We start from the raw sequence: 25,142 nt of genomic DNA on the forward strand, positions 1-25,142 counted from the left end.
GTGACGAGTTTGGCACCGAAGCTCGCCGGTGCCTTTCGGGGCGTTGCGGTGGTCGTCACGGCTCCTTCGTTCCTGAGGCTTGTCGGGGGATGTCCTGGGTTTCGGATGATCAGTGCTCGGCGACGCGTTGTAGCAAAGGCAGCGCCTGGCGCACCGTCTCCAGCTCTTCGGCGGTCAGCTCGGCGGCCAGGGCGTGGGCGAGCCACTCGTCGCGGTGCTGGCGGATCCCCTGCACGGTCTTCGCGCCGAGCTCGGACACCGACAGCACGGTGCGGCGGCCGTCGGCGGGGTCGCGCGAGCGGGCGAGGTAGCCGAGCGCGTCGAGCGCCGAGAGCGTGGTGGCCATCGACTGCTGCCGCACGTGCTCGGCGGCGGCGAGCTCACCCTGCGTCGCGGGACCCTCGCGGTAGAGGCGGTTGAGCGCCGCCGACTGCGACGGCGTGAGGCTGTCGGCGTTGTCGACCTGCCGCAGCCGGCGGTGCAGCTGCGCGACGACGCCGCGCAGCCAGCCGGCGGATTCGGCGACGGGGGCGGGTACGGTGGCCATATCCACAGCCTAAGCTGTGTAGTCTGGCCTGTGCATCCCACGAGGGGGCGACCTTGGCCACACCCGGTGACGGAGGTCTCCGCGGTCCTCGGCCGGGCGCGGACCCGACGAGGCGTCCCGAGCCCGCTACCAGGAGTGGGTCTTCACGCCCCGCCGGTCGCTGCTGGACCTGCCGGAGGAGTTGCCCCGGGCTGCGCGGTGCCGTTCGGCGGCTACCTCGACCTGCTGCCCCTGTTGCGGCCGCACTACTATTGGATCTCGTCCTCGCCGCTGACTGACGCGAAGGTCGCCAGCATCACCACGGGTGTGCTGCGCGGTGGAGGCGACACCATGTTCTCGGGTGTCTGCTCCCACTACCTGGCGGGCCGCCCGACGGCAGCACGCTGTTCGTCTTCGTGCGGCGCCCGATCATCGAATTCCGACCGCCGGACATACCCGCACACCCCGATGATCATGGTCGGGGCCGGGACCGGGCCCGCACTGGTTCGCGGGTTCCTGCGGAGCGGGCGGCGATGCGCGCGCAGGGCGTGCCGGTCGCCGAGTCGCTGCTGGTCTTCGGCTGCCGCAACGCGGAGCAGGACTTCCTGTACTGCCGCCAAGCTGCACGTCGTGCTTTCCCGCGCCCCGGTCGACGGACGCAAGTACGTGCGGCACGAGATCGCGGCAGCGGGCGACGAGGTGTGGCGGTGGTTGCCGCAGGAGGGCGCGGCGGTGTTCGTGCGCGGCAACGCGGCCACGATGGCGCCCGGCGTCCGAGCGGCCTTCACCATCCTGTTCGCCGAGAAGACGGGCGCCGGTGAGGCCGATGCGCAGGCCTGGCTCGCCGGTCTTCGCGCGGCCAACCGGTGCGTCGAAGACATCTGGGCTGCGGCTGAGCGCCGGCCGGTCCGGGCCACACCGGCGACCGTTCACCGCTGGTGCAGCCCTCGCGCGGGGGCAGTGCGACTTCGGGGTCCGCCCGGTCAGGCCGGTGGTGTACCCGTGAGCGCGGAGGTACCGAGGCTTGCCGCGAACCAGAACTCGTTGACGCCGTGGTCCTGGAGCTGGTGCACCACGATCGCGCCGGCGATGAGCAGCACGAGGATCGTGAGGGCCAGCACGCCGGGCCAGCGGCTCGGGGCGGAGGCGTAGCCGTAACCCGCGGTGACGCCGGAGCGGCGTTCGCGCTTGCGGCGCTTCTTCATCTCCTTCTTGGCACCCAGCCAAGCGTCGAGTTCGGCGTGCTTGCGCCAGTTCGGATCGACGAGGTCCGGGTGCGTCTCGATCCGGTCGTCCGGATCTTCCGGTCGTGTCATCCGTGCACCGCCTTTCCCCCTGATAAAACCCGCCGCGGCGGGTTCGTAGACTTCTCCATTGTGACCGAGAACGCTCCGCAGCAGAAAACCGACCTTCCGGGTGCCTGGGACCCGGCCGCCGAAGAAGCACCCATGTACGACCGCTGGGTAGCGGCCGGGTACTTCACGGCCGACGCTTCGTCGGAGAAGCCGCCGTTCTCGATCGTACTGCCGCCGCCGAACGTCACCGGCAGCCTGCACATGGGCCACGCGCTCAACCACACCCTGATGGACGCGATGAGCCGCCGCCGTCGCATGCAGGGCTACGAGGTCCTGTGGCTGCCGGGCATGGACCACGCGGGCATCGCGACGCAGAACGTGGTCGAGCGCCAGCTCGCCGGCGAGGGCCTTTCGCGCCACGACCTGGGCCGCGAGAAGTTCGTGGAGCGCGTCTGGGAGTGGAAGGCCGAGTACGGCGGCAAGATCCTCGGCCAGATGAAGCGCCTCGGCGACGGGGTCGACTGGTCGCGCGAGCGCTTCACCATGGACGAGAACCTGTCGCGGGCCGTGCAGACGGTGTTCAAGAACTTCTTCGACGCCGGGCTCATCTACCGCGCCGAGCGCATCATCAACTGGTGCCCGCGGTGCCAGACGGCCCTGTCGGACATCGAGGTGGACCACAGCGACGACGACGGCGAGCTCGTGTCGATCCGCTACGGCGAAGGCGACAACGCCATCGTGGTGGCCACGACCCGCGCCGAGACGATGCTGGGCGACACCGCCGTGGCCGTGCACCCCGACGACGAGCGCTACGCGCACCTGGTGGGCACCGAGGTCGAGCTGCCGCTGACCGGGCGCAAGATCCCGATCGTCGCCGACAAGCACGTGGACCCGGAGTTCGGGACCGGTGCCGTGAAGGTGACCCCCGCGCACGACCCGAACGACTTCGAGATCGGCCGCCGGCACGACCTGCCGATGCTCACGATCATGAACGAGCGCGCCGAGATCACCGCGCCGGGCCCGTTCGAGGGGCTCGACCGGTTCGAGGCGCGGCCCGCGATCGTGGCGGCGCTGCGGGAGCAGGGCCGGATCGTGGCGGAGAAGCGGCCGTACGTGCACGCCGTCGGCCACTGCTCGCGCTGCGACACCGTGGTGGAGCCGCGGCTTTCGCTGCAGTGGTGGGTGAAGGTCGAGGAGCTGGCGCGCGCCGCCGGTGACGCGGTGCGCGACGGCCGCACGAAGATCCACCCGGCGGAGCTGGAGAAGCGGTACTTCGACTGGGTCGACAACATGCACGACTGGACGATCTCGCGCCAGCTGTGGTGGGGGCACCGGATCCCGGTCTGGTACGGCCCCGACGACCAGGTCGTGTGCGTGGGCCCGGACGAGCAGCCGCCGTCGGGTGAGGGCTGGACGCAGGACCCGGACGTGCTGGACACGTGGTTCTCGTCGGGCCTGTGGCCGATGTCGACCATGGGCTGGCCGTCCGCGACGGCGGATCTGGCGAAGTTCTATCCGACCAGCGTGCTGTCGACCGGTTACGACATCCTGTTCTTCTGGGTCGTGCGCATGATGATGTTCGGGGTGCAGGAAATGGACGGCGTGCAGCCGTTCGACCACGTGTACCTGCACGGGCTCATCCGCGACGCCAACGGCAAGAAGATGTCGAAGTCACGCGGCAACGTCATCGACCCGCTCGAGTGGATGGACGCCTACGGCGCCGATGCCACCCGCTTCACCCTCGCGCGCGGAGCGAACCCCGGCGCGGACATGGCGCTGGCCGACGAGTGGGCCGCGGGGTCGCGCAACTTCTGCACGAAGCTTTGGAACGCCAGCAAGTTCGCGATGATGAACGGGGCTTCGGTCGCGGCCCCGCTGCCCGCCGCGTCCGAACTGACCGAGGCCGACCGCTGGATCCTCGGCCGCCTCGGCTCGCTGGTGTCCGAAGTGGACGGACTGTTCGAGGACTTCCAGTTCGCCAAGGTCGCGGGTGCGCTGTACCAGTTCACGTGGAACGAGCTGTGCGACTGGTACCTGGAACTCGCGAAGGTCCAGCTGTACCAAGGGGATTCCACGCGGGTGGCGGCGACGCGCTCGGTGCTCGGGCACGTGCTGGACACGGTGCTGCGCCTGCTGCACCCGTTCATCCCGTTCATCACGGAGAAGCTGTGGACCGCGCTGACCGGCGGTGAGTCGCTGGTGATCGCCTCCTGGCCCACCGCGCCGGCGGGCTACGCCGACACCGTGGCGGACGCCCGGATCGCCGACGTGCAGAAGCTCGTCACCGAGATCCGCCGCTTCCGCGCCGACCAGGGCCTCAAGCCGGGCCAGAAGGTCGCCGCCCGCCTCTCCGGCGCGGGCTTCGACGTGGTCTCGGGTCACGACGACGCGATCCGTTCGCTGGTACGCCTGACGCCGGCCGAGCCGGACTTCGCCGCGAGCGCCTCCCTGGAGGTCGCCCTCGCCGGCGGCGTGGCCGTGGTGGAGCTCGACCTGTCCGGCACCATCGACGTCGCCGCGGAGCGCAAGCGCCTGCAGAAGGACCTGGGCGTGGCGCAGAAGGAGCTCGCGCAGACCGAGGCCAAGCTGGGCAACGAGTCCTTCATCGCCAAGGCGCCCGAGCAGGTCATCGAGAAGATCAAGACCCGCCGGGCCACGGCCGCGGCGGACATCGAGCGCATCGAGTCTCGGTTGGCGGCGTTGCCGGCTTCGTGAGGCATGGCTTGACGGTGGCGTCCGGTGCTTCTCGCGCCGGGCGCCACTTTTCGTTTCAGCCAAGCTCTCGGCTCGCCTCGGTCAGCGCCAGGACTTCCGGCCGCAGCCGGCGCTCGGCGGAGGTGGCGACGGGCCGCGCGGCGAGCTCAGGTGGGTGGGTGTCCTGTTTCGGTGGTGTTGGGTGAGGTTCGGCGGCCGGCAAGGAGTCCGTGGAAGTTCGACGCGGTACCGGGCCGGGCAGCTTCGCATCGAAAGCCAGGTGGCGAAGCGCCCCGAGTTCAGCCGAGCCCTCGCCCCGCCTCGATCAGCGCCAGGACTTCCGGCCGCAGCCGGCGCTCGGCGGAGGTGGCGAGGTAGGTGGGCATCACCGGAGCCGGGTTGCGCAGCGGGCGGAAGGTCACGCCCGGCACGGGCAGCAGGTTGGCGTGGGCGCGGTAGAAGACCGTCCACTGGGGACGGCTCAGGCCGAGCGTGCCGAGGGTGTCCTGCGCGTTGGTGAACTCCTTGCCCAGCACCGGTTCGAAGCCGGCCTCGCGGCAGCACGCCAGCACCAGGTCGTGCAGCGGGCGGTTGCGCTCGGGGGAGCTCAAGCGCAGCGGCAACGGTGCGAGGTCGGCGAAGTCGACGACGTCTCGCGCAGCCAGCGGGTGGGTGGCGGGGAGCGCCACGAGCACCTCGTCCGTCCACAGAGGAGTCATGTCGAGCCCGTCGGCGGGCCAGTCGCCGCGGAGGAAGGCGGCGTCGAGGGCGCCGTCGCGGATCTGCCGGAGGCGGGCGGTGGTGGGGCGTGCACGAGTTCCAGCTGGGCGTCCGGGGCGAGGCGGGTGAACGCGGCGAGGAAGCCGTCGAGCCGGTCGCCGAGGCCGTCGCTGGTGCCCAGCCGCACGAGCCGGGCGCGTTCGGCGCGGAAGTCGGCCACGGCGTCGGCCGCGCGTTCGGCGGCGGCGAGCACGGCGCGCGCGTGCGGCAGGAACCGCTTGCCCGCTTCGGTCAACGACACGGTGCGAGTGGTCCGTGCGAACAGCTCCGTGCCGAGTGAGCGCTCCAGCCGGCGCACCTGCTGGCTCACAGCCGGCTGCACGATGTGCAGGCGCTCGGCCGCGCGCCCGAAGTGCAGCTCCTCGGCGACGACCACGAAGTACCTCAGCTGACGCAGCTCCATCCCCGGCCCCATTCATCAGCGTTCGTGATGAGTCTACGAGCGGTTTGGTCGTTGGTCTTCGCACGTCGTCGCGGTTGGCTCGAAGGCGAACGGAAGAGAGGAAGATCCGATGGCATTCGTCGAGGTCCGGGGCACGCGGCTGTACTACGAGGACGAGGGCGACGGCCCGGGCGTACTTCTGCTGCACGGCTGGGGCACGAGCGGCCGCGTCTGGCAGGCCCAGCTGCCCGACCTGATCCGCGACCACCGCGTGGTCACACTCGACTGGCGCGGGTGCGGGCGCTCCGACCGCCCGGCGGCCGGCAACACGATCGCCGGCAACGTGGCTGACCTCGTCGAGGTGATCACCGGGCTCGGGCTGGACAAACCCGCCGTGGTGGGTTCGTCGATGGGCGCGGTGTTCGGCACCGAGCTCGCGCTGGCTCGGCCGGACCTCGTCGGCGGCGTCGTCGCGGTGGACGGCCCGGGCTACTGGCCGTCGGAGGGCATGCGCGACAAGGTCCGCGAGGTCGGCGCGGCGCTGCTGGCCGACCGGCCCGGCCTCGTCGCGAGCTGGGTGCCGAATTGGTACGCGCGCGCCGCGAGCGCGGCGCTGGTCGACTGGACGATCCGCCAGATCGTCGACTCCGCCGGCTACATCGACCCGCTCATCGGCGAGTCGGCGACGTGGGACCCGCGCCCGCGGCTGCCGGGGCTGAGCGTGCCGATCGCGTACGTCCACGGCGAGCTCGACGTCCAGGTCCCGGTGGAAGTGGCGCGCACCTGCGCCGCACTCACGCCCGGCGCGAGCCTGCACGTGGTCGCCGGCTGCGGGCACTTGCCGCACCAGGAGGACCCCGTCGCGTTCACGGCCGTGCTGCGCAACGTGCTCGCGGACCTGCGCGTGGCGGCGTGACCGTGGTTCCCGTGACCCTGGCCGGCGAAACTGCCGAGGTCCACTACGCCGTGGCCGGCTCCGGTCCCGGGCTCCTGCTGCTGCACGGCACCGCGGCGTCGCACGAACAGTGGGCGCCGGTGGCCGACCTCACGGGAAGTCGTTCACGGTCGTCGCGCCCGATTTCTCCGGGTCCGGCGGCACTGTCGACCACGGTGGCCCGGTGTCCGTCGCCGATCTCGCGGCCGAAGCACTGGCCGCGGCGGACGACGCCGGCCTCACCACGTTCCACGTCGCCGGCCATTCGCTCGGCGCTGTGGTGGCGGCGCACGTGGCGGGCGCGCACCCGGCGCGCGTGCGTTCCGCCGTGCTCCACGCCGCCTGGCCGAAGACCGGCACACGACAGGACGCCGAGTTTCGCTACTGGCTCGAGCTGCTCCATCACGGCGCCGACGTGTTCGCGCGGATGCTGCCGCTGATGGCCTTCGGACCCGGCTACTGGGCCACGACCACCCCGGAGGCCAACGAGGAACTGCTGGCGCAGCTGGTGATCCGGCCCAGGACGGCGCGACAGATCGAGGCCGACCGCGGCGTGGACCTCCGGCCGGTGCTGGGTCCGATCACGGCACCGACGCTGGTGCTCTCCAGCGTGTACGACCGGTTGATCGAGGCGGCACAGCAACAGGAACTGCTGGCGGCGATCCCGCACGCGAACCACGTCGAGCTGCCGGCCGGGCACGGTGCGCCGGGTGAGCTGCCGGGGGAGTTCGCGAAGGTGCTCCTGGACTTCGTGCTTCAAGTCGAGGAGGTCCGGGGCCAGGCGGGCCGGGCCGGCACTTGACTGGGGGTGGGTGCCGGCCCGGTCCTGTCTGGCCGGTCTCACCTGCTGGTTTTCATATCAGTTGCTGTCATTCGGCAAGTGAACAACCTGAGCTGAGATTCCGGCGTGACGGCTGCGAGACTCGTCGGTGCCGAGGGAGGGGCGTCCACGAGCGACGGGGGCGGCGGGTGACCGCGCCCCCCGTTCGTTCGCGGTCAGGGGGTCAGCCGGCGAGCTGCCGGTGGATGATCCCGGCGAGGCCCGCCATGCCTTCGGGCAGCGGGTGGTAGGCGGCGGCGGCGAAGAGCAGGGTGTCCTGGCCGTTGATCCACGCCGCGCCGTCGGGCGCGCAGCCGTCGTGGCCGGCCGACGGCGTGAACGTGTCCACATAGGATGCGTTGCCGTCGGCCTCGACGGCGTTCTCGATCGCGGTGTTGAGGGCTTCCTCCACGCTGGACAGCCAGGCGTAGTCGCCGTCGGCGAAGGGCAGCACGCTCGGGCAGTAGCCCGAAGCGGGCGCGATGCGCGGGTACCCGATGGCGAGCACCCGCGCCTGCGGCGAACGCGCGTGGATGCCGGCCAGCACCGTCTGGACGTTCTGTTGCGTGTTCTTCAACGCGGCCTTGATGGAATCCACGCCGCCGGCCGTGAAGTGGCGCTCGCACGGGTTGCCGTTCGGGTCGGTCGGACGCAGCGCCGGGCAGGTGCCGACAAGCGTGCCGAAGACGCCGGAGTCGTTGCCGCCGATGCCGAGCGTCACGAGGTCGGTGTCCAGGCGCAGCGCGGAAAACTGCGGCGCGTTCACGCCCAGCGGCACGCTCTGGGCGGCCGTCATGTTCGACGTGTCCGCGCCCGAGCAGCTGACGTCCGTGTAGCTGCCCACGCGCAGCGCCGACGCGAGGATCGACGGGTAGTTCGACGAACTTCTCGCACAGCCCAGCGGATCCAGTCGCTGCGTGGGAATCAACGGCCCCGCGGTGTACGAGTCGCCCAGCGCGACGTAATTCCGGAAGTGCTCCTGCCGCGGCGCGGCGTCCGCGGTGGCGGTGACTGTCGTGACGGCTGTTGCGGTCGCCAGCGCGGCGAACACGAGCCGGGTGGTACGCATGGGCGGGCCCCGTTTCTCCGAACCGAACTCTCGGACTCTTCTCACGTCTAGCCAGCTCTTCGCGGGTTGCCTGCCGCCGTTCGGGTGGACGCTCCGGGGATTCACCCGCCGGTGGTGTGACACGGCGTCGGGTCAGGCCAACGGTTTCCGTTGGGTCAGGAGGTGGCGCCAGAACGGGCGCCGCCGGATCGTGCTGCCGGGGAGGTGTTGCCGGGCCTCATGCCTGAGCTGGTTCATCGTCGGGAACGTCAGGTCCACGGGTGCGTTCGGCGTCGGGTCCGGGCCGCCGTTGAGCCATTCTCCCGCCGCGACGACGATCAGCGCGGCCACGTTGACCGCCGCGGAGGCGAGCTCGACGGCGTAGTCCGCCGAGGCGACGCCACAGCATGCCGGCGATCGCCTGATCATCCACGAGGCTCGCCATCACGCCCCGTCAAAGAGTGCAGCGAAGGGTTCCTTGGGCCTACCAAATAGACGATTCACCCGATCCGCCAGCGGCTCGCGGGATTTGCCGCCGTGGGCCACGAGCCGTTTGGAGCTCCAAGGGTCGTAGGGAATCTGGACGTCCAGGTGCGGGCGCGAGAACTCCGCCAGGTCCGCCGCCGAGTTACGGGCCTCGTCGGCAGCGTTCTCCAGGTAGGACTTTGGCGGCGAGACGCCGGGGCCGGCGTTGGCCTTCTCGCACCTGGAGGCGGCGGCGAATCACTGCCGGCACACTCGCTGCCGTGGAGTTGCTGCCGTTCGACGAGTACGCGCGCTCGCTCAACTGCAAATGGGTCGCAGCCGCCGGCCGGCCCGTCGCGAGCTGACCCCACCGACGGCCGAACCCGCAGGTCACCGCTACCGACACGGGCCCGACACCCCGCAACGCGCCGCACGTAGACTCGTCTGGTCAGGTGAAGCCCGTTGTCGAGGGAGCGTGTGCGTGCCGCGTGGTGAGGCGGACGGCCAGGGGCCGTTCGAGGAGATCGACGAGGCCGGTCAGCGGCGGCCCGATCTCGCGGACCCCGACAGTTTCGCCGGGGTCGACGAGCTGGGGTCGCGTGCGCACGACGAGTCGGACGACGCCGACCCAGACCTGGACGCGCCGGACGCCGCGTACACCGTCGGCGGTGGCGCGCGCGGGGGTATCGGCGGGATCGGGCAGCTGGGGGACAACCTGGCGACCGGGCCGGTGCCGGACCTGCTCGGAGCCGAAGACGCGGAGCTGCACGAGCTCGACGACCAGGGTGTCGACGAGCCCGTCCAAGACCCCAACGGAGCCCAGGCTCGCCGGGAGCTCATGGCCGTCGAGGCCGAGCTGAACCAGCGCTGGCCCGAGACGAAGATCGAGCCGAGCCTCGCGCGGATCCAGGCACTGGTCACGTTGCTGGGCGAGCCGAACCGCGGCTACCCCGTGCTGCACATCGCCGGCACGAACGGCAAGGGCTCGGTCAGCCGCATGATCGACGCGCTGCTCACCCGCATGGGGCTGCGCGTCGGGCGGTACACGAGCCCGCACCTGCAGCTCGTCACGGAACGCATCGCGCTCGACGGGCACCCGATCTCGGCGGCGCGCTACGTGGATCTGTTCCGCGACGTCGCGCCGTACGTGAACATGGTCGACGCCGCGAGCGAGGACGGCGTGGCGATGAGCAAGTTCGAGGTGCTCACCGGCATGGCGTTCGCGGCGTTCTCCGACGCGCCGGTGGAGGCCGCCGTGATCGAGGCGGGCATGGGCGGGGCGTGGGACGCCACGAACGTCGCCGACGCCGACGTCGCCGTGATCACCCCCATCGGCCTCGACCACACCGAGTACCTCGGCCCGACGGCCGTCGACGCGGCGCGCGAGAAGGCCGGGATCATCAAGCCCGGCTCCGTCGCCGTGATCGCCGAGCAGGACCCCGATGTGCTCAACGTGCTGCTCAAGCGCGCGGTCGACGTCGACGCCGCGGTGGCGCGCGCCGGCAGCGAGTTCGGCGTGCTGGAGCGCGAGATCGCCGTGGGCGGGCAGCTGCTGAAGCTGCAGGGCCTCGGCGGCGTGTACGACGAGATCTTCCTGCCCCTGCACGGCGCCCACCAGGCGGCCAACGCGGCGCTCGCGCTCGCGTCCGTCGAGGCATTCTTCGGCGCGGGCAAGGAGCGCCAGCTGGTGCTCGAAGCCGTGCGCGAGGCGTTCGCCGAGGTCGAGAACCCGGGCCGGCTGGAGCGCGTTCGCGCCGCCCCGACCGTGCTGCTCGACGCGGCGCACAACCCCATGGGCGCCCAGGCGCTCGCCGCCACCGTCACCGACGAGTTCGCCTTCCGCCGCCTGGTCGCGGTCGTCGCGGTGATGGCAGACAAGGACGCGCGCGGCATCCTCGACGCGCTCGAGCCCGTCGTGTCGGACATCGTGGTCACGCGCAACTCGGCCCCGCGGTCGATGGAGCTGGCAGACCTCAACGAGCTGGCCATCTCCATCTTCGGCGAGGACCGCGTGCTCGCCGAGCCCGACCTGGAGACGGCCGTCGAGACGGCCATCGGCCTCGTCGAGCAGTCCGACGACCCGGAGGAACCCCTCGCCGGCGGCGGTGTGCTGGTCACCGGCTCCGTGGTCACCGCGGGCGAGGCCCGCACCCTGTTCGGGAAGGAACCGGTATGAGCCAGACGCCTCCACCTCCTCCCAAAGACCCCATGAAGGGCTTCCGCGGCGTCCTCTCGGGCACGCTGATCATGGAAGCCATCACGGTCGCCCTCGCCCTGCCGGTCGTCAACAAGCTCGGCGGCGGCATCACGTCGGCGACGGGCTGGACGGTCATCGGCATCGCCGTCGCGCTACTCGTGCTGTGCGGCCTGCTCAAGCACGTCTGGGCGGTGCCGGTGGTGCTGGTGCTGCAAGTCGCGCTGATCGCGATGGTGTTCGTGTTGCCGGCGATCGCGATCATCGGGGTGCTGTTCCTGGCCGCGTTCGTGTGGTTCCTGTACCTGCGCCGCGAGGTGGCGCGGAGGATGGCGGCGGGGACGTTGCCGAGTCAGCAGCAGCAGTCTTCGCAGCAACAGCGCTGAGACAGCTGCACCTCGGCAGCTACTCTGCGTCGTTCCACACGACCGGCAGCGCGCCGCGCGTATCCCGTGCCGAGCCGTGCTGACCGCGTCGGCAGCGTCGACCCAGTTCACCGCCACGTCGCCGAGAGCTGTCCGACCAGCCGCCGCGGCGGGTTCGAACGTCCGGCATGACCGAATCGACCCACTCCCGCCGCACGCTGTTCGAGGCTGGTTCCGCCGCGTCGGCCGTCGTGGGCGGGGCGTTGCTCCTGCCCGAGGGCATTTCGGCCGCGTGATGTGGCCCCGGGTCCGGCATCCTCTGGTCGCGGACCGACCGGCCGGCGCGGTTGGTCGCCGAGATCGTGCGCGACGAGTCCTTCCGCCACGCCCGCAGAGTCACCAGGGACATCACCACCCGACACCGGCGGCACCGGCAAAGGTGCGCGTCGCCCGCCTGCCGCCGGGACCGAGTACCACATACCGCGGCACAACCGTGGCCCTCGACGGCCACGCCAGAACTACGGCATCAACCCCGCGTTCGGCGGCATGACCATCTCATCCACCATGGCCTGCACAGCGGCGACACGGTTCACGCCGACGGCCCGCTCACCGACACCGTCACGCCGCCCGGCGACGGCGGCACCTGGCACAACATCGTCTCGCCGGAGAAGGCGAAGATCACCGAGACCATCGACGAGTTCCGGGGCCGGCGCTCCTACAACCGCGTCGACAAGAGCTTCCTTGGGCTTTGCCGCGCAGGTCCCATCTACGTCTAATGGGACGACCACGAGGTCCTCAACAACTGGTACCTCGGGGAAATCCTCAACGACCGTCCCGAATACACCGAGAAGCGCCTCGACGTGCTGGCCCCGCAGGCGTACCGGGCCGTCCACGGGCGGGTGGGTGTTCCGCAGCTTCCGCTACCGCAGCCGCGTCGAGGTGTTCGGGCTCGACTTGCGCAACTACTGCAACGCCAACACCGCGGACCAGACCAAGCCCGGCTACGTCCTCGGCGACAAGCAGGCCTGCTGGCTCGCCAACGCGCTGGACCGCCGCACCGCGACGTGGAAGATCGTTCAGGCGGACCTGCCGGTCGGCCTGGTGGTGCCGGACGGCACGGCCATCGAGGCCGTCGCCGACAACCTGCCGGGCGCGCGCCGGCGGCCGCGAGGCGGAGCTGGCCTGGGTGCTGCGCGAGGTGGCGCGCCGGCGCGTGCGCAACGTCGTGTGGCTGACCGCCCGATGTCCACTACTGCGCCGCGCGCCACTACTCGCCCGACCGCGCGGCCTTCAAGGACTTCGACCCGTTCCCGGAGGGTCCGGCCCGCTCACTGCGGGCGCGTTCGAGCCGTGCGCCCTCGACCCGACGTGCGGCCCCAAAGCGGTGTTCGTGCACGCGCCGACGACGCAGAACTCCTCGTCCGCGCAAGGGTTCAGCACTTCGGCGAGCTGCACGTCGACGGCGGCAGCGGAGACCTGCGCGACGCCACGGGCAAGTCCCGGTGGTCCAAGACCCTGCACCCGCAGGGCCGCTGACCCCGCCGAAACTCCCCGCACGCGCGGGTCGGCTAGGCTCGCGCCCGATAACACGAATCCGCACAAGGAGAAACACCGTCGTGACTGAACGCACGCTGGTCCTCGTCAAGCCCGATGGCGTCGCGCGCGGCCTCGTCGGCGAGGTCGTCTCGCGCATCGAGCGCAAGGGCCTGAAGCTGGCCGCCCTCGAGCTGCGCACCGTCGAGCGCTCGCTGGCCGAGGAGCACTACGCCGAGCACAAGGAACGTTCGTTCTTCGGCGACCTGCTGGAGTTCATCACGTCGGGTCCGCTCGTCGCGATCGCCGTGGAGGGGCCGCGCGCCATTGCCGCGTTCCGTCAGCTGGCCGGCGGCACCGACCCGGTCGAGAAGGCCACGCCGGGTACCCTGCGCGGCGACTTCGCGCTGGAGACCCAGTTCAACCTGGTGCACGGCTCCGACTCCCCGGAGTCGGCCGAGCGTGAGCTGAAGCTGTGGTTCCCGGACCTGTGAGCCGGGCTTGAGAGCCGGGGCAGAGCCGCGCGGCTCCGCCCCGGCTTTTCCCTTTTCCGCCAACACTTCGAGGTGTCATGACCCTGTCCGCCGAGGACTGCCTGGCGCACCTGCGCACGCTCACGACCGAGTTCGCGCAGGCTGCGAACTCCGGTGCGGCGAACGCGTCGGTGCCGGACTGCGCCGGCTGGACGCGCGCCGACCTCGTGACCCACCTCGGCGAGATCCACCGCTGGTCGGCGGAGATCGTGCGCACCGGCGAGCCGCAGCAGCGCGCCGCCGCGGAGGTGCCCGGTGATCTGGCCGCGTGGTACGCCGAGAGCGCCGCGGTGCTGCTGGCCAGCCTCGAAGCAGCCAACCCCGCCGACAAGTGCTGGCACTTCGGCGGAACACCCAAGACCAAGGCCTTCTGGTTCCACCGTCAGCTGCACGAGACGGCCGTGCACCTGATCGACCTCCACAGCGGCGCGGGCACCACACCGGTCCTTGACCCGCTCGTGGCCGCCGACGGCGTCGACGAGGTGCTCACCGCGCTGCTGTCGCGCATCACCCGCTGGCACGACGTGCCGCCGCTGCCCGCGCCGCTCACGCTGCGGGCCACCGACACCGGGCACGAGTGGACGGTCGTGCCGGGGGAGCCGCCCGCGGTGGGCGAAGGCGAGGCCGTCGCCACCGTCGAGGCGAGCGCGCAGGAGCTGCTGATGCTGTTGTGGAAGCGCGGCGACGTCACGCCGCGCGTCACGGGCGACGAGGAGCTGGCACGCGCCTTCCTGAAAGCGCCGCTCACCCCCTGAGCGGAACCGCCCGTTCTGAGCCATTCAGGCGGCGTTCACCCCGAATCCTTCCGCCGGCCGCGCTGCTCCACTTTGCTGGGCGAAGTCCCTCACTCGATACTGGGGTACCTGGTGAAGAAGTCACGCTCCGTGCTGCTCTGCGCCCTTTGCGCACTGGTCGCCACTGTCGTCACCGCGCCGGCGTACGGCGATCCGCTCACCGCCCCGCTCGGCACGCGGCCGGTGGAAGGCGCGCCCGCGGCGTCGTCGGCCCGCGAAGCGCCGGTCACGGCCGCGGCGACGGCCGACGACGGTCTCGAGACCAGCAGCGCCACCTCGGCCATCGCGCCGGGGTTGCGGCTCACGCAGTTCGACCGGTTCGACCCGGCCGGCTGGATTCGCGGCGACACCCTCAGCGTCGACCTCACCAGCAAAGTCCTCGAGCCCACGTACCTGAGCCCTGGCACGGTTTCCGCGCGCACGCCGCTTTCGCAGCAGGTGACGCGCACCGGCGCGGTCGCGGGCGTGAACGGCGACTTCTTCGACATCAACGCCACCGGGGCGCCCGAGGGCGTCGGCATCTCCGAGGGGCAGCTGCAGACCGCGCCGGCCGCCGGGCACAACACCACCGCCGCGATCACCGACGATGGCCGCGCGAAGCTCGCCGACATCTTCCTCGAAGCGTCGGTGCGGCTGCCGGACGGCCGCAGCGTGCCGGCCACGAACTTCAACAGCCCCGTGCTGGGCAAGGACGCGCTCGGCGTCTACACGCCGCTGTGGGGCGCCTCCGCCCGTGCCACTTCGGTGGCCGGGGCCGCCCGCGTGGCCGAGGCCGAGGTACGCGACGGCGTGGTCACGCAGGTCCGCACGCAGCCGGCCGACGGGCCGATCCCCGCGGGCAGCACGCTGCTGCTGGGCCGGGAAGGGGGCGCGGACACGCTTTCCGCGCTGAAGATCGGCGACCACGTCGGCGTCTCGTACGCGCCGCGCTCGGACGCCGGGAAGATCGCCGTGGCCGTCGGCGGAAGCGAGGCGTTGCTGAAGGACGGCCGGCTGCAGCCGGTGGACGACACCACGCTCGCCCCGCGCACCGGCGTCGGTCTTTCGGCCGACGGCAAGCACCTGTGGCTCATGACAGTCGACGGCCGGCAGGCCGACAGCCGCGGCATGACCGAGGCCGAGCTGGGCCGCCGGCTGAAAGCCCTGGGTGCCGACGATGCCATCAACCTCGACGGCGGCGGCTCCTCCACGCTGCTCGCGCGTGGTGAGGGCGAAGCCGCACCGAGCGTGCGCAACGCCCCGTCCGACGGCGGGGAACGGCTGGTGCCCAACGGGATCGGCATCAAGACCGTGCCCGGCAGCGGGCGGCTGACCGGCTTCGCACCGGCGCCCGCGCAGAACACGAAGAACGCCACCCGCGTCCTTTCCGGACTGTCGCGCGTGCTCGTCGCCGACGGCCACGACGAGACCGGCGCGGCCGTCTCGGCGCACCCGCGGTGGAGCACGTCGGACCCGGGCCGCGCCACCGTGACGGACAACGTGCTCACGGCTCACGCGGACCGGAGACACCCGGACGCGCGCGAAGACATTTCCGTGGTCGCCCGCGACGGCAAGGCGTCGGGCAAGGCGGCCGTGTCGGTGCTCGGCACGCCGGTGCGGCTGGGCACGAGCACCGATCAGGTCGCACTGTCCGGCGCGGGCGCACACAGCATGTTCCAGGTCTTCGGCTACGACGCCGACGGCTACGGCACCTGGGTGGAACCCCGTGATGTGGAGCTCGCCTACGACCCCGCCGTGGTGGACGTGAAGCCCGCTGCCGACGGGTTCGAGGTCACGGCGAAGGCTGCTTCGGGCGCCTCCGCGATCACGGTGCAGGCGGGCGGGCTGACCGAGCACCTCGCGGCGTCCGTGGGTACCGAGTCGCAGGTGGCGTCTCCGTTGGACGGTCCGGCCGGCTGGAACGCGAGCGTGTACCCGGCGGTGGTCGGGGCCGCGTTGTCGCCGGCCGAGGGGCGCGACGGCGGGCAGGGCCTCGCGCTCGACTACCGCCTCGCCGGCACCACGGCCACGCGCGCCGCGTACGTGACCGCCGTGACGCCGCTGCCCGTGCCGGCCGGCACGCAGCAGATCGGCCTGTGGGTCAACGGCGACGGCAAGGGTGCCTGGCTGCGCGCGGAGCTGCGCGACGGGGCCAACGTGGCGTCCATTGTGGACCTCTCGCTCAGTGTCGACTGGACCGGTTGGAAGTACGTGACCGCCGCCGTGCCGGCCGGGTTGCCGGACGGCCAGCGCCTCACCCGCTTCTACGCCGTGGAGAACGTGCCGGACCAGCAGTACGAAGGTCGCCTCGTGTTCGACGACCTCACCTTCGAGGTCGCGCCGTCCACGTCCGTGCCCGCCGACCCGGCCGTGCCCGACCCCGCCCTGGTCACCGACGGCACGCTCGGCACCGGCGGCCTGCGGATCGCGGTGATCAGCGACGCGCAGTTCACCGCCGACGCGCCCGACGGCCCGCTGGTGGCGCAGGCGCGCCGCGCGATGCGGGAGGCCGTGGCCGCGAAACCGGACCTGGTGCTGATCAACGGCGACCTCGTCGACCGCGGCACGGCACCCGATTTCGTGCTGGCGCGCAAGGTGATCACGGAAGAGCTCGACGGCAAGGTGCCGTGGTACTACGTGCCCGGCAACCACGAGGCCGAGGGCGGCAACGGGCTCGCCGACTTCCAGTCCGCCTTCGGTGTGCCGCACCAGGTCGTGGACGTGCACGGCATCCGGCTGGTGCTCATGGACTCCTCGCGCGGCTCGCTGCGCGCCGGCGGGTTCGACCAGGTGCGGATGCTGCGCGACGCGCTCGACGGCGCCGCCCGCGACCGGGCGATCCACGGTGTTGTCGTCGCGATGCACCACCCGGTGAAGGACTCGAGCCCCACGGGCAACTCGCAGCTGGGCGACCGCAAGGAAGCCGACCTGCTGCAGACGTGGCTCACGGATTTCGAGCAGTCCTCGGGCAAGCAGGCGGCCGCGATCGCGTCGCACGCCGGCGTGTTCAGCCTGGCGCGCACAGACGGCGTGCCGTACCTGGTCAACGGCAACTCGGGCAAGACACCCGCGGCCGCGCCGGGCGCCGGCGGGTTCGTCGGCTGGACGCTGCTCCGCGTCGACCCGTCGGCGAGGGACCAGCCCCTGCGCTTCGAGACGCGGCCGAACGTCGACGCGCTGACGCTGACCGGGCCTGCTTCGCTGCGGCGGGGAGCGAAGGCGCATCTGACCGCGACGCTCACCCAGGCCGGGCGCGCCGTGCCGGTCGCGTACCCGGTGAGCGCGGACTGGAGCGGCTTGTTCGCGCACGTCGGCGCGGGGCGTCCGGCACCTTGGGACGTGGTGTCGTACGACCCGGCGAGCGGCGTGCTGACCGCATTGCACCCGGGTGCCGCGCGGATCTCCGTGACGGTAAACGGCGTTTCGAGGGACTTGACGGTCACCGTGCGCTGACCGATCGGGAAACCGGTCGAAAATTGTCGGTGCCCGCGCCTAGTGTCGTCCGGGTGGCAGAGGCAACGGCGGAACCGGCACTGGTGCAGGCGAAGGCACTGGTGAAGCGGTTCGGTGAGTTCGAAGCGGTGCGCGGCATCGACGTCGAGGTGCGGCCGGGGGAGGCGTTCGGCTTCCTCGGGCCCAACGGCGCCGGGAAGTCGTCGACGATGCGGATGATCGCGTGCGTGTCGCCGCGCACCGACGGCGACCTGCGCGTGCTGGGTATGGACCCGGACGTCGACGGTCCGCGCATCCGCGCGCGCCTGGGCGTGGTGCCGCAGGAGGACAACCTCGACGTCGAGCTCACGGTGCGGCAGAACCTGCACCTCTACGGGCGGTACTTCGGGCTGTCGCGGGCGCACGTGCGCGCGAAGGCCGAGGAACTGATGGAGTTCGCGCAGCTGACCGATCGTGCGGAGAAAGCGGTCGATTCGCTGTCGGGCGGCATGAAGCGACGGCTCACGATCGCGCGATCGCTGGTGAACGACCCGGAGCTGCTGCTGCTCGACGAACCGACCACGGGCCTCGACCCGCAGGCCCGGCACCTGCTGTGGGACCGCCTGTTCCGGCTCAAGGCGCGTGGCACCACGCTGATCGTCACTACTCATTACATGGATGAAGCCGAACAGCTGTGCGACCGGCTCGTGGTCATGGACGGCGGCCGGATCGCCGCCGAGGGTTCGCCGGCGGAGCTGATCGCGCGCTACTCCACGCGGGAGGTCGTGGAGCTGCGGTTCGCGCCGGGCGAACAGCACAGCGCGGCTTCGGCGGTCGAGGACCTGGCCGAGCGCGTCGAGGTCCTGCCCGACCGGGTGCTGCTCTACACGATGACGGGCGAGGCCACTCTGGAACGCGCCCACGAGCGCGGCCTGCGCCCGGTCTCAAGCCTGGTGCGGCGCAGCTCGCTGGAGGACGTGTTCCTCCGGCTCACGGGCCGGACGTTGGTGGACTGATGACGGTAGCGTCGACCGGCCGCGTCGTGGGTCCCTGGCGCGGCGCGTGGCTGCGCGTCGAGGGCCACTGGATGTGGTACCGGCGCCACTGGGTGAGCACGCTGTACTCCACGGGCCTGCAACCGGTGCTCTTCCTGGCCGCCATGGGCCTCGGCTTCGGCTCCCAAGTCCAGGCAGGCCCGGCGACGGGCGGCGTGTCGTACCTCGTCTACGTCGCCCCGGCATTGCTCGTTTCGGGTGCGGCGCAGCTGGGCGTCGGCGACTCGACGTACCCGGTCCTGTCGGGCTTCAAGTGGCAGAAGGACTACGTGGCGGTCACGGCCACGCCCGTGTCCGCCGGCCAGCTCGTCGGCGCGCACTTCATCTGGACGGGCCTGAAAATCACCCTCGCCAGTGCGATCTACGCGCTCATCGCCGTGTTCTTCGGCGCGTGGCAGAACTTCGGCGCCCTGGCGGTGATCCTTGTCGGCACCCTCACGGGCCTGGCGTGCGCGGCCCCGATGACCGCGCTGGCCGCGAAGACCTTCGACGAGGGTCAGCGCTTCGGGCTGCTCTTCCGCTTCGTGGTGATGCCGATGACGCTGTTCTCGGGCACTTTCTTCCCGATCACGCAGATCCCGCTGTACCTGCGCTGGCTCGCCTGGATCTCTCCGCTGTGGCACGGCACACAGCTCGCCCGTGCCAGCACGCTCGGCGGCGTCGGTGGTCTCGCGGTTCTCGGGCACGTGGCGTACCTGGTCGCTCTCGTGGTGGTCGGCTGGGCCCTGGCCCACCGCTGGTTCTACCGCCGGCTGGTGGCGTGATGACCGACGTCCGAGCTCCCGAGTTCCAGCGCCGCGGCCTGCTCATCCGCGTTCTCCCACCGGGCATGTACAGCGGCCGCGCCGGGGCGCTGATCGAGCGGGCGATCACCGTCTACGGCCGATCCTGGACGATCCTGTTGTCCGGAGCGCTCGAGCCGCTGTTCTACCTGCTCGCGTTCCAGGTCGGGTTCGGCAAGCTGGTCCAGACCGTGCCGGGCCCGGACGGGCGGCCGATGAGCTACGTCGCGTTCGTGGCACCGGCGCTGCTGGCGTCGTCGGCGATGAACGGGGCCGTGTTCGAGAGCACGTACAACTTGTTCTTCAAGCTGCGCTACGCGAAGACCTACGACGCGATGCTCGCGACCCCGATCGGCCCGCTCGACGTCGCGCTGGGGGAGATCGGCTGGGCCATGGTGCGCGGCGGGCTGTACTCGGTGGCGTTCATGGCCGTCACCGGCGCGATGGGGCTGCTCACGTCGTGGTGGGCGTTGCTGCTCCTGCCGGTGGCGCTGCTGGTGTCGTTCGCGTTCTCGGCCATCAGCATCACGCTCGTGAGCTACCTGAAGTCGACGTCGCAGTTCGACTACATCCAGCTCGTGCTGATGCCGATGTTCCTGTTCTCCACCACGTTCTTCCCGATCACGGTCTACCCCGAGGCGCTGCAGTGGCTGGTCCGGTGTTTCCCGCTGTACCACGGCATCGAGCTCATGCGCGGCCTCGCCGTGGGCTTCTTCTCGTGGAGCATGGCGGGCAACCTCGCCTACCTGCTGGTGCTTGCGGCGATCGGGGTCTGGGGGTCGACGCGGCGGATCGCGAAGCTCCTGCTGACCTGACGCGGGTGTCCAAAGTGCGACCTGTCGTATTTCGGCCACGGCGAAGATCGTGACGCCGTGCCCGGACTGCCCCAGGCTGACCGGATGCACGGAAGACCTCTGAAGCTGGCCGCGGTCACCGCCGGCTTGTCCCTCGCCCTGGCCGTCCCCGCCTCGGCCGAGCCCGCCCACGCGCAGCCGTGGCAGCTCGTCGGCCCGAACAGCGCCGGCGGGCACCTCGCGTTCACGCCCGCCGCCCCGGCTCGCCTGTACGTGCTGCCCGACAGCGGCCGCGCCGTCTACCGCACCGACGACCACGGCGACACCTGGACCACGCCAGGTGCGTTGGGCGCCAATGGCACCGCGATCACGGCCGACCCGCGCGACGGGTCCGTCGTCTACGTCGCCGCCACCGACCCGGCCACGGGCACCGGCGAGGTGCTGCGCAGCGACGACGCGGCGCGCACTTTCCGCGCCGTCGCCGCGAGTCCCGGCCTGCTCACGTCCATGGTGGTCTCGCCTTCGGGCGAGGACGTGTTCGCGGCGGGCGACGACGGCGTGCTCACCAGCACAGACCGCGGCGGCCACTGGGTGAAACTCCCGGGCGCGCCGGCGGGTGTCACCGACCTCGCCCTCGACGACGACCACCTGTTCCTGGCCACCGGCAGCGAAATCCATGTCGTCGACAACGCGCTGGCCCACCCACGCGCGCCGCGCAAACTCTCGGTGCCCGGCACGCCGTACCTGTCGAACCTGGCCGCCGCGGACGGCATGGTGGTCGGCTCGGGTGTGCTCGGCAGCGCCGTGTTCTCCACCGACGGCGGCCGGACGTTCCGCACGCTGACCGGCCCGTGGGGCGCCGACGACGCGATGGCGTTCACCGGGTTGACCCCCGACGGTGAGCTCGAGGTCCAGTCCATCGCCTCGCCGCGGCCCGACGGCAGCGCGGGCGCCCGCGACGTCTGGGTCAGCCGCGACCGCGGCCGCACGTGGACCGACCGCCCGGCCGCGACCGGTGCGATCGACCTCTACTCCGAGATCGGCAGCTTCCCCGACCGCCCGCGCGAACAGGTCGTCGCGGCGGCCGCGGGGATCTTCACCACGCGGGACTCGGTGACGTTCCGGCGCATCGGCGTGCCCGACACCGAGGTCAACGCGCTCGCGAGCGTCGGCCCGGCGCTCGTCGCGGCCACGCGCAGCGGCACCTACCGCTCGACGGCGCCGTTCGCGGCGCACCTCCCGCGCGGCTACCAGGACTGGGGTTGGACCGGCCAGGCGCCGGACACCTTGGGCAACTCCATCGGTGCCCTCGCGACCGTCTCGGCGAAGGCCGTGCTGCGCGTGCGGCAGGGCTACTGCGAGGTCGACTGCTTCACCGTCGAACGCTCAGGCGACGGCGGCACGACGTGGCAGCAGTTCGCGACCGTGCCGGGCAACTCCCGCGCGCTGGCCGTGGATCCGCGCGACCCCGGCACGGTGTACGCGGGCAGCTACCTCACGCCCGCCGTCTACACGAGCCACGACGGCGGCCGCACGCTGACGCAGCACGCGCTGGCCGGCCTCGACGGCGTGCAGTCGATCGCCGTCGACCCGCGTGCTCGCGGTGCCGTGTGGATCGGCGACGTCACCGGTCTCTATCGCAGCACCGACGGCGGCGCCACCGCGCGGAAGCTCTTCGACGGCGAGGTCGCCCATGTGACGGTCGACCCGCGCGACGCCGGCCACGTCGTGGTCACTGGCGCCGGCTTCGTCAAGGTCACCACCGACGGTGGGGCCACCTTCCACCCGGCGGCCGGGCTCGACACCGCCGGCTACTCCGACGCCACCTTCACCCGCGACGGCACCCTGTACGTCTCCTCCGCCGACAAGTACGAACCCGGCGCAGGCGTGCTCCTCAGCCACGACGGTGGCCGCCACTTCACAGGGCTGCCCACCCAACCGGCCGACCACGACGTCCGCACCCTCCTGCCCTCCGCCGACGGTCGCTGGCTCCTCGCCGGCACGGGTGCGGGCGTCTACCGATTGCCCCTGCGGTGATCCACGGGGCCGGGTGTCCGCGGCGGACACCCGGCCCCATGTCCTCAGTGGACAGTCAGCCGTCGAGCCAGCCGAGTTTCGCGACCTGCCACGCCAGCTGCATCCGGCTCTGCGCGTCGGCCCGCTGCATGAGGTCCTGCAACCTCCGCTGGACCGTCCGGTGGCTCACCCCGAGGTGCTTCGCTATCGACTTGTCGCTCACCCCACCGACGAGGAGCGACAGCAGCCGGCGCTCGTCGGCCGACAGCGGGGCGTCGGCGGGGACGCCGTCGACGCGGAGGGGAGACGCGCGTTCCCAATAGCTCTCGAACAGTGCCACCAGCCCGGTCACCAGGCTGCTGCCCAGCACGAGCGCGGCGGTCGGTTCGCCCGTGGCCTCGTCGTCGGCGAGCGGGCACAGCGCGAGCGCCCGGTCGGCCACAGCGAGGCGAATGGGCAGTTTCGCGATGGTCCGCGCCCGTTCGCCCAGCCGGACGCCCTCGGCGAGGCCCGCGATCGCGCCGGGTTCTTCGAGCAGCGCGGTCTCGTAGAGCACCCGGAAGCGCACGCCGCGGGCCAGGGCGCGGAACTCCTCGTCGTTCTCGGCGGCCGGCATGGCGATGGGCGCCTCGCGACAGAACCACAGCACCTCCTCGCGCGCGTCGCGCTGGAGGCTCAGCGCCTGCTGCCGGATCGCCTCCGCGCCGGTGACGACTTCGACCAGCCGCGACGAATCGCGCCGCCGCGCGCTGTCGCGGTACTGCTCGGCCAGCTCCGTCACGGCGGCGCGGGCGCGTTCGAGCTCCGACTGGCCGTGGCGCAGCAGCGGTCCCAGCGAGACATCGGGCGGGGCCGGCACGTAGTGCTCGCCGGTGCGGCTCACGAGACGCTTGGCCACGAGCGAGCCGAGCACCCGCTCGACCTCCGCCACGGCGAGCCCCAGCCGCGTGGCCACCTCGCCGGCCGCGGCGCGATAGCCGCCCACGAGCACGCGGAACACCCGCTCCTCGTCGGCGGTCAGGCCGAGCGCTTCGAGCACCGGACCTCCTCTAACCCGTCAGCGGAACCGCGTCCGGACATCCAACCCGGGGACGCGAGCGCCTAGCGCGCGGGGTTCGGCGGAGCCGTTTCCGGCGGGGTCACGGCGGCGAGCGCGTCGACGAGGCCGTGGCCGTAGAAGCCGTTGTAGCTGTCGTAGCCGGCGCAGTAGGCGTCCTGGGTGCCGTCGCCGGTGAGGTCGTAGTCGTCGGGGCACGGCATGGGCGTGGCCCGCGTTTCCAGGGCGCGGCGCAGGTCCGCGGCCGACATGCCAGGGTGCGCCGATTTCAGCAGTGCCAGCACGCCCGCGACGTGGGGCGCGGCCATCGACGTGCCGCACAGCGGCGCGTAGCCCCCGGGCACGGTCGACACCACGCAGCGCCCGGCCTCTCCGCCGGGTGCGGTGACATCCACCACACCGAGGCCGTACGAGCTGTAGCCGGCTTTGACGCGGTCCGCGCCGACGGCCGACACCGCCACGATGTCACGCAGGCCCGCCGGCAGCGCTTCACACTTCGCGGCACCCGCGGTCCGCACGCCCGAGTGGGCCGACGGCGTCAGGTTCACAGCTTCGTTGGTCGCCGCCGCGACGTTCAGCGTCCCGGCCGACGTGGCGTACTCCACGGCGCGCGCCAGCACCTCGTGGACCACCCCCCGGTCGTCGCCGCGCACGCAAGACAGGGACCACGGATTCACGAACCAGCTGCTGTTGGTCACGGGCAGGTGGTGCGCCGCCGACCACATCAGCCCGCACACCGCGGCCTCGGGATCGGCGTAGCCGCGGTCGTCGATCACCTTCACCGAGGCGATCCGCACGCCGGGCGCGACGCCCGTCACGCCCTTGCCGTCGTCGGCCGCGGCGATGATGCCGGCCACATGCGTGCCGTGCACCGACGTCGTCGGCTGCCAGGCCTCCGGCCGCGGGTCGGCGACACCGGTGAGGCAGCCCGCCGAGTCGGCAGGGTCCATCGCGGCGGCGAGGTCGGGATGATGCGGGTCGACGCCGGAGTCGAGCACGCCGACCACCACGTCACGGCTGCCTTCGCTCACCTGGTGTGCGAAGGTCGCGTCGAGGATCTTCATGTCCCACTGCTCACCCGACAGGTCGGCCGTGGGCACCTGCCCCGGGTTACTGAGGTGCAGCTCTGCCCGCGCGGGCTGCGGCGGCACGGCGTCGCCGCTCGCGCGCTGCGCCGCGCGGCGGGTGCCCTGCGCGCTGAACGCGCGATCGAGCCCGATGTGCGATCCGAAGTCCGGATCGTCCGAAGTGACGACCCCGACGGCGATCTGCGGGTAGTACCCGGTCGAGTGACCGCAGGCGGCCTCGACCTGCTCGCGTGCGGAGTCTTCGGAGGTGCCCCGGTCGAAGGCGACGACGTAGCGCAACGTCCGCCCGGACGGGTGGCAGTTCGGCTCGTCCGCGCTCGCCGGCCCGGCGGCGAGGCACCCGGAGAGCACCGCGACAAGGCACACGGCCGCGCGCAGCGGCCGCGCCAGCAGGGACACCGGACCTCCTACCGGATGCAGGAAACGCCGGGCACCCGCGCGCACGCGTGCCCGAGCCGCACGGTAACCAGGCTGGGGCGGCGGGACAAGCGGAACGGCCGAGTTCGCACCACGACGGCACGCCCGGGCGGCTGCGCAAGGCACCGACTACACCGGGTGCACCCCCGGGTGTGGGAT

The 25,142-nt window shown here is 71.7% G+C and carries 22 protein-coding genes; 13 read left to right on the top strand and 9 right to left on the bottom strand.

What is annotated here, in order from left to right; translation table 11 throughout:
* Positions 1 to 109 precede the first annotated feature (109 nt).
* A complete protein-coding gene (locus tag AB0F91_RS23395) occupies positions 110 to 547 on the bottom strand; it encodes a MarR family transcriptional regulator (protein ID WP_360600403.1) in 438 nt (145 codons plus the stop codon).
* Between the two features lie 962 nt (positions 548 to 1,509).
* On the bottom strand, positions 1,510 to 1,842 hold the full coding sequence (locus AB0F91_RS23400; protein ID WP_360600405.1) for a hypothetical protein: 333 nt from the start codon (positions 1,840 to 1,842) through the stop codon (positions 1,510 to 1,512).
* A 60-nt stretch (positions 1,843 to 1,902) separates the two neighbouring features.
* Between AB0F91_RS23400 and AB0F91_RS23405 the strand changes: the two genes are divergently transcribed.
* Positions 1,903 to 4,536 (top strand): valine--tRNA ligase, encoded by a 2,634-nt coding sequence (locus AB0F91_RS23405; RefSeq protein WP_360600407.1) that lies wholly within the window; start codon positions 1,903 to 1,905, stop codon positions 4,534 to 4,536.
* A gap of 278 nt (positions 4,537 to 4,814) precedes the next feature.
* Here the strand turns inward: AB0F91_RS23405 and AB0F91_RS23410 are convergent, their stop codons facing one another.
* Positions 4,815 to 5,297: a LysR family substrate-binding domain-containing protein gene (locus tag AB0F91_RS23410; protein WP_360600654.1), complete on the bottom strand. Its 483-nt coding sequence runs from the start codon at positions 5,295 to 5,297 to the stop codon at positions 4,815 to 4,817.
* The gene (locus AB0F91_RS23415) at positions 5,231 to 5,698 is read right to left on the bottom strand and encodes a LysR family transcriptional regulator (RefSeq protein WP_360600409.1); all 468 of its coding nucleotides are present in this window, start codon (positions 5,696 to 5,698) and stop codon (positions 5,231 to 5,233) included. The genes AB0F91_RS23410 and AB0F91_RS23415 overlap by 67 nt, the downstream gene beginning before the upstream one ends.
* A 109-nt stretch (positions 5,699 to 5,807) precedes the next feature.
* Here AB0F91_RS23415 and AB0F91_RS23420 point away from each other — a divergent pair, with 109 nt between their 5' ends.
* Positions 5,808 to 6,593 (top strand): alpha/beta hydrolase, encoded by a 786-nt coding sequence (locus AB0F91_RS23420; RefSeq protein WP_360600410.1) that lies wholly within the window; start codon positions 5,808 to 5,810, stop codon positions 6,591 to 6,593.
* Positions 6,594 to 6,702: 109 nt separating this feature from the next.
* Complete coding sequence (locus tag AB0F91_RS23425) at positions 6,703 to 7,413, top strand: alpha/beta hydrolase (RefSeq protein ID WP_360600412.1); 711 nt, start codon at positions 6,703 to 6,705, stop codon at positions 7,411 to 7,413.
* 202 nt (positions 7,414 to 7,615) lie between these two features.
* Here AB0F91_RS23425 and AB0F91_RS23430 read toward each other — a convergent pair whose 3' ends face one another.
* Both AB0F91_RS23430 and AB0F91_RS23435 read right to left on the bottom strand, forming a co-directional pair.
* On the bottom strand, positions 7,616 to 8,500 hold the full coding sequence (locus AB0F91_RS23430) for an SGNH/GDSL hydrolase family protein (RefSeq protein WP_360600414.1): 885 nt from the start codon (positions 8,498 to 8,500) through the stop codon (positions 7,616 to 7,618).
* A gap of 132 nt (positions 8,501 to 8,632) precedes the next feature.
* Positions 8,633 to 8,908 (bottom strand): hypothetical protein, encoded by a 276-nt coding sequence (locus tag AB0F91_RS23435; protein ID WP_360600416.1) that lies wholly within the window; start codon positions 8,906 to 8,908, stop codon positions 8,633 to 8,635.
* A 559-nt stretch (positions 8,909 to 9,467) separates the two neighbouring features.
* Between AB0F91_RS23435 and AB0F91_RS23440 the strand changes: the two genes are divergently transcribed.
* Together AB0F91_RS23440 and AB0F91_RS23445 are read left to right on the top strand one after the other, a co-directional pair.
* Complete coding sequence (locus AB0F91_RS23440) at positions 9,468 to 11,120, top strand: folylpolyglutamate synthase/dihydrofolate synthase family protein (protein ID WP_360600656.1); 1,653 nt, start codon at positions 9,468 to 9,470, stop codon at positions 11,118 to 11,120.
* Entirely contained in the window at positions 11,117 to 11,524 is a 408-nt protein-coding gene (locus AB0F91_RS23445) for a DUF4233 domain-containing protein (protein WP_360600418.1), read from the top strand. Before AB0F91_RS23440 ends, AB0F91_RS23445 begins: the two co-directional genes overlap by 4 nt.
* A 497-nt stretch (positions 11,525 to 12,021) precedes the next feature.
* Here the strand turns inward: AB0F91_RS23445 and AB0F91_RS23450 are convergent, their stop codons facing one another.
* Entirely contained in the window at positions 12,022 to 12,396 is a 375-nt protein-coding gene (locus tag AB0F91_RS23450) for a hypothetical protein (protein ID WP_360600420.1), read from the bottom strand.
* 10 nt (positions 12,397 to 12,406) lie between these two features.
* Here AB0F91_RS23450 and AB0F91_RS23455 point away from each other — a divergent pair, with 10 nt between their 5' ends.
* From AB0F91_RS23455 to AB0F91_RS23490, 8 genes are all read left to right on the top strand, one after another.
* Positions 12,407 to 13,039, top strand: coding sequence for an alkaline phosphatase D family protein (locus AB0F91_RS23455; protein ID WP_360600422.1), 633 nt, complete (start codon positions 12,407 to 12,409; stop codon positions 13,037 to 13,039).
* Positions 13,040 to 13,119: 80 nt separating this feature from the next.
* Positions 13,120 to 13,530: a nucleoside-diphosphate kinase gene (ndk, locus tag AB0F91_RS23460; protein WP_220242889.1), complete on the top strand. Its 411-nt coding sequence runs from the start codon at positions 13,120 to 13,122 to the stop codon at positions 13,528 to 13,530.
* Between the two features lie 77 nt (positions 13,531 to 13,607).
* Positions 13,608 to 14,324, top strand: a complete 717-nt coding sequence (locus tag AB0F91_RS23465; RefSeq protein WP_360600424.1) for a maleylpyruvate isomerase family mycothiol-dependent enzyme — start codon at positions 13,608 to 13,610, stop codon at positions 14,322 to 14,324.
* Between the two features lie 111 nt (positions 14,325 to 14,435).
* Positions 14,436 to 17,795: a phosphodiester glycosidase family protein gene (locus tag AB0F91_RS23470; RefSeq protein ID WP_360600426.1), complete on the top strand. Its 3,360-nt coding sequence runs from the start codon at positions 14,436 to 14,438 to the stop codon at positions 17,793 to 17,795.
* A 53-nt stretch (positions 17,796 to 17,848) separates the two neighbouring features.
* Entirely contained in the window at positions 17,849 to 18,790 is a 942-nt protein-coding gene (locus AB0F91_RS23475) for an ABC transporter ATP-binding protein (protein WP_360600428.1), read from the top strand.
* Positions 18,790 to 19,593, top strand: coding sequence for an ABC transporter permease (locus tag AB0F91_RS23480; RefSeq protein WP_360600430.1), 804 nt, complete (start codon positions 18,790 to 18,792; stop codon positions 19,591 to 19,593). Before AB0F91_RS23475 ends, AB0F91_RS23480 begins: the two co-directional genes overlap by 1 nt.
* Positions 19,593 to 20,426, top strand: coding sequence for an ABC transporter permease (locus AB0F91_RS23485; protein WP_360600432.1), 834 nt, complete (start codon positions 19,593 to 19,595; stop codon positions 20,424 to 20,426). The genes AB0F91_RS23480 and AB0F91_RS23485 overlap by 1 nt, the downstream gene beginning before the upstream one ends.
* Before the next feature lie 84 nt (positions 20,427 to 20,510).
* Complete coding sequence (locus AB0F91_RS23490; protein ID WP_360600434.1) at positions 20,511 to 22,442, top strand: hypothetical protein; 1,932 nt, start codon at positions 20,511 to 20,513, stop codon at positions 22,440 to 22,442.
* Between the two features lie 55 nt (positions 22,443 to 22,497).
* On the opposite strand, the gene AB0F91_RS23495 is transcribed toward AB0F91_RS23490, so the two are convergent.
* A complete protein-coding gene (locus AB0F91_RS23495; protein WP_360600436.1) occupies positions 22,498 to 23,460 on the bottom strand; it encodes a helix-turn-helix domain-containing protein in 963 nt (320 codons plus the stop codon).
* A gap of 62 nt (positions 23,461 to 23,522) precedes the next feature.
* Complete coding sequence (locus AB0F91_RS23500) at positions 23,523 to 24,965, bottom strand: S8 family serine peptidase (RefSeq protein ID WP_360600438.1); 1,443 nt, start codon at positions 24,963 to 24,965, stop codon at positions 23,523 to 23,525.
* Positions 24,966 to 25,142: the final 177 nt, after the last annotated feature.

Source organism: Amycolatopsis sp. NPDC023774, assembly GCF_040639695.1.
Taxonomy (GTDB): domain Bacteria; phylum Actinomycetota; class Actinomycetes; order Mycobacteriales; family Pseudonocardiaceae; genus Amycolatopsis.

Coding starts and splice junctions, on each gene's coding strand:
- AB0F91_RS23480 (WP_360600430.1), top strand. CDS start 18,790: ATGACGGTAGCGTCGACCGGCCGCGTCGTGGGTCCCTGGCGCGGCGCG.
- AB0F91_RS23415 (WP_360600409.1), bottom strand. CDS start 5,698: ATGGAGCTGCGTCAGCTGAGGTACTTCGTGGTCGTCGCCGAGGAGCTG.
- AB0F91_RS23430 (WP_360600414.1), bottom strand. CDS start 8,500: ATGCGTACCACCCGGCTCGTGTTCGCCGCGCTGGCGACCGCAACAGCC.
- AB0F91_RS23400 (WP_360600405.1), bottom strand. CDS start 1,842: ATGACACGACCGGAAGATCCGGACGACCGGATCGAGACGCACCCGGAC.
- AB0F91_RS23490 (WP_360600434.1), top strand. CDS start 20,511: ATGCACGGAAGACCTCTGAAGCTGGCCGCGGTCACCGCCGGCTTGTCC.
- AB0F91_RS23485 (WP_360600432.1), top strand. CDS start 19,593: ATGACCGACGTCCGAGCTCCCGAGTTCCAGCGCCGCGGCCTGCTCATC.
- AB0F91_RS23445 (WP_360600418.1), top strand. CDS start 11,117: ATGAGCCAGACGCCTCCACCTCCTCCCAAAGACCCCATGAAGGGCTTC.
- AB0F91_RS23435 (WP_360600416.1), bottom strand. CDS start 8,908: ATGATCAGGCGATCGCCGGCATGCTGTGGCGTCGCCTCGGCGGACTAC.
- AB0F91_RS23465 (WP_360600424.1), top strand. CDS start 13,608: ATGACCCTGTCCGCCGAGGACTGCCTGGCGCACCTGCGCACGCTCACG.
- AB0F91_RS23395 (WP_360600403.1), bottom strand. CDS start 547: ATGGCCACCGTACCCGCCCCCGTCGCCGAATCCGCCGGCTGGCTGCGC.
- AB0F91_RS23420 (WP_360600410.1), top strand. CDS start 5,808: ATGGCATTCGTCGAGGTCCGGGGCACGCGGCTGTACTACGAGGACGAG.